Here is a 3,323-nt window from a genome sequence, read left to right as displayed (position 1 = left end):
GGGGACCGCCGAGGTGGTGTTCGAGCGGCCCGACGGCTGGCTAACCGAGGGCAGCTTCACCTCGCTCTTCGTCGAGCGAGACGGCCGGCTGCTGACCCCGCCGCTGGCGCATGGCCTCTTGCCCGGCGTGCTGCGCGCCGAGCTGATCGAGAACGGCCGCGCCGTCGAGGCGGCGCTGACCCGCGTCGATCTGGCAGAGGGATTCCTGCTCGGCAATGCGCTGCGGGGGCTGCAGCGGGCACGGCTGACGGTTGCGGAGAACGCCCCGGCGCTATAGCGCCTCGCCGCGAAAGGGTTCCCATGCAACAGTCAGCCGCGCTCCGGCGTATCAGCCCCTCGCCGACCCTCGCCATCACCGCCCGCGTCTTCGAGCTGAAGCGCGCCGGCGTCGACGTGATCGGGCTGGGCGCGGGCGAGCCCGACTTCGACACGCCCGAGCATGTCCGCGAGGCCGGCATCCAGGCGATCCGCGACGGCCGCACCCGCTATACCAATGTTGACGGCACGCCGGAGCTGAAGGCGGCGATATGCGCCAAGTTCGCACGCGACAACCACCTGACCTACGCCGCCGACCAGGTGACGGTGAACGTCGGCGGCAAGCACACCCTGTTCAACGCGATCGTCGCGACGGTCGAGCCCGGCGACGAGGTGGTGATCCCCGCCCCCTATTGGGTCAGCTATCCGGATGTCGTCCAGTTTGCCGGCGGCACCCCGGTGTTCGCGATCGCTGGACCGGACAGCGACTACAAGCTGTCGCCCGAGGCGCTCGACGCCGCAATCACCGAGCGAACCAAGTGGGTGATCCTCAACTCGCCGTCGAACCCAACCGGTGCGGCCTACAGCGTCGACGAACTCAAGGCGCTGGGCGAGGTGCTGATGCGCCACCCGCATGTCTGGGTGTTCGCCGACGACATGTACGAGCACATCACCTATGACGGCTTCCGCTTCGCCACCATCGCCGAGGTCTGCCCGGAGCTGTACGAGCGGACGCTGACCGTCAACGGCTGTTCCAAGGCCTATGCGATGACCGGCTGGCGGATCGGCTTCGCCGGCGGCGCGGCCTGGCTGATCAAGGCGATGGCCAAGCTGCAGTCGCAGTCGACCAGCAATCCCTGTTCGATCGCGCAGGCGGCGGCGGTGGCGGCGCTGACCGGGCCGCAGGACTTCCTCGCCGAGCGGGCACGGGCATTCCAGGGGCGGCGCGACCTGGTGGTATCGATGCTCAACCAGACGACGGGCATAACCTGCCCTCGACCGGAGGGGGCGTTCTATGTCTATCCCTCGTTCGCAGCCCTGATCGGCAAAGCGACGCCGGCCGGCCGCGTGATCGAGACCGATGAGGATTTCGTCGGCTATCTGCTCGACGATGCCAAGGTGGCGGCCGTGCAGGGCGCGGCGTTCGGCCTGTCGCCGGCGATGCGGATCAGCTACGCGACGTCGGACGACCTGCTGCGCGAGGCGTGCGAGCGCATCCAGACCGCCTGCGCCGCGCTGCGCTAACCGCTTGCTTCTGGGCGGTTCGCTCCCATATTTCGGCCATGCGCAACGTCATCCTTCCCGCCCTCGCGCTTGCCGGCCTCGGCTCGCTCGCGCTGTCTACTCACGCCGTCGCCGAGCACGCGGTGCCGATCCCGGTCGCCAAGGTCGACGTGCCGGCGACGCCGGGTATGCAGACGGCGGTCCTGGCGGGCGGCTGCTTCTGGGGCATGGAGGCGGTGTTCGAGCAGGTGAAGGGGGTCCGCACCGTCACCGCGGGCTATGCCGGCGGTACCCGCGCAACCGCGACCTATGATCAGGTCTCGACCGAAACGACCCATCATGCCGAGGCGGTGAAGGTCACCTACGATCCCGCTCGCGTCAGCTATGCGACGCTGCTGCGCGTCTATTTCTCGGTCGCGCACGACCCGACCCAGCTGAACGGGCAGGAGCCGGACAGTGGTCCCAGCTATCGCTCGGCGATCTTCCCGCAATCGCCGGAGCAGGCCAAGGTGGCCCGCGCCTATATCGACCAGATCGGCACCGCCCATGCATTCCGCGCGCCGATCGTGACCCGTATCGAACAGGGCCAGTTTTTCCCGGCCGAGGCGTATCACCAGCGCTTCTTCGACCGCAACCCGACGCACCCCTATATTGCCACCTATGACAAGCCCAAGGTGGCGGCGTTCAAGGCCGGCTTCCCGCAGCTCGCGGCTCGCTAGGCCGCCAGGGGAAAGCGCAGCAGCCGGTCCTCGACCGGCACCAGCGCTTCCGCGCCGGGGCCGACGGCGCGAATGATTTCGGGGTGGCCGGCGTCGAGCCCGCCGGTCAGCGCCCCGAACGCCGGCAGGATCAGCTTGGTTGGCGTCGCCACGAAGCAGCGCCGAGCGACCTGCCGCCCGCGCACCCGGACGCGCAGCTTGGGGTGGAAATGCCCTGACAGTTCCGGCCGCCGCTCGTCGACCAGCGCCTCGTGGCGCAGCACCAGCCCGTCGACCACCGCCTCTCCGACCACAGTCCCGCCGCAGCGATCGACCATGACCGGGTCGTGATTGCCGGTGATCCACGTCCAGCGGGTGCGCGCGGTCAGCACCACCAGCGCCTCGCGCGCCGCGACCGGCAGCCGCGCACAGCCGTCGACGTCGTGGAAGCTGTCACCCAAACACCATAGCTCCTCGGCATCGCAGGCGACGACCAGCGCCGCCAAGTCGGCGAGCGTCGCCTGGGAGTCATACGGCGGCAGCATCTGCCCCATGCGCGCGAACCAGCTCGCCTTTTCCAGGTGCAGGTCGGCAACCAGCAACGCGCGCCGTTGCGGCCAGAACAACGCGCCGGCACCAAGCGCGAGCAGCCGGTGACCGCCGAACGAAAAGGGAACCATGACGATGCCATGCGCCCTGTCGCGCGCCGGTTCAAGCCGCATCGGTGCGCTGGCAAAACTGCTTTGCGCGCCCTCGGCTTGGGCGTAGAGCGCGCCGTCCCGCCCGGGGCAGTCTCGCTCCAAGGTGCCGCCGCGCCCATGTCGTCCGCCTCGCCCGCCGAAGCTATCACCGCCGCTCCTCACGCTCAGCGCCATCCCGCGCTGCTGGCGCTGACGGTCGGTGCGATCGGCGTCGTGTTCGGCGATATCGGCACCAGCCCGCTCTACGCGTTTCATGAGGCGCTGGGACAGACCGCGAAGGACGGCATCGATCCCTCCGAAGTGCTGGGCGTGCTCAGCCTTGCGCTCTGGTCGCTGATCCTGGTCGTCACCGTCAAATACGTCCTGTTCCTGATGCGCGCCGACAATCAGGGCGAGGGCGGCGTGCTGGCGTTGGCTGCGCTCGCGCGGCGCGCGGGCGGGCGGC

At 69.3% G+C, this 3,323-nt stretch carries 5 protein-coding genes; 4 read left to right on the top strand and 1 reads right to left on the bottom strand.

What is annotated here, in order from left to right; genetic code table 11:
• The 3 genes from HUU96_RS13615 to msrA all read left to right on the top strand — a co-directional run.
• Positions 1-277, top strand: a 277-nt coding sequence (locus HUU96_RS13615) for an aminotransferase class IV (protein ID WP_174293294.1), incomplete at its 5' end; no start/stop codon positions are given.
• A gap of 23 nt (positions 278-300) precedes the next feature.
• A complete protein-coding gene (locus HUU96_RS13610) occupies positions 301-1,500 on the top strand; it encodes a pyridoxal phosphate-dependent aminotransferase (protein WP_174293293.1) in 1,200 nt (399 codons plus the stop codon).
• Between the two features lie 38 nt (positions 1,501-1,538).
• Complete coding sequence (gene msrA / locus HUU96_RS13605) at positions 1,539-2,198, top strand: peptide-methionine (S)-S-oxide reductase MsrA (protein ID WP_174293292.1); 660 nt, start codon at positions 1,539-1,541, stop codon at positions 2,196-2,198.
• Here msrA and pdeM read toward each other — a convergent pair.
• Positions 2,195-2,857, bottom strand: coding sequence for a ligase-associated DNA damage response endonuclease PdeM (gene pdeM, locus HUU96_RS13600; protein ID WP_174293291.1), 663 nt, complete (start codon positions 2,855-2,857; stop codon positions 2,195-2,197). The two genes, msrA and pdeM, sit on opposite strands and share 4 nt — an antisense overlap.
• Positions 2,858-2,995: 138 nt before the next feature.
• Here pdeM and HUU96_RS13595 point away from each other — a divergent pair.
• Positions 2,996-3,323: KUP/HAK/KT family potassium transporter (locus HUU96_RS13595; protein ID WP_174293290.1), on the top strand; the 328-nt coding region annotated here is incomplete at its 3' end.

The organism is Sphingomonas bacterium (genome assembly GCF_903644135.1).
Classification (GTDB): Bacteria; Pseudomonadota; Alphaproteobacteria; order Sphingomonadales; family Sphingomonadaceae; genus Sphingomonas.
Note: the sequence above shows the minus strand (reverse complement) of the source record. Positions and strands in the feature narration are given on the sequence as shown.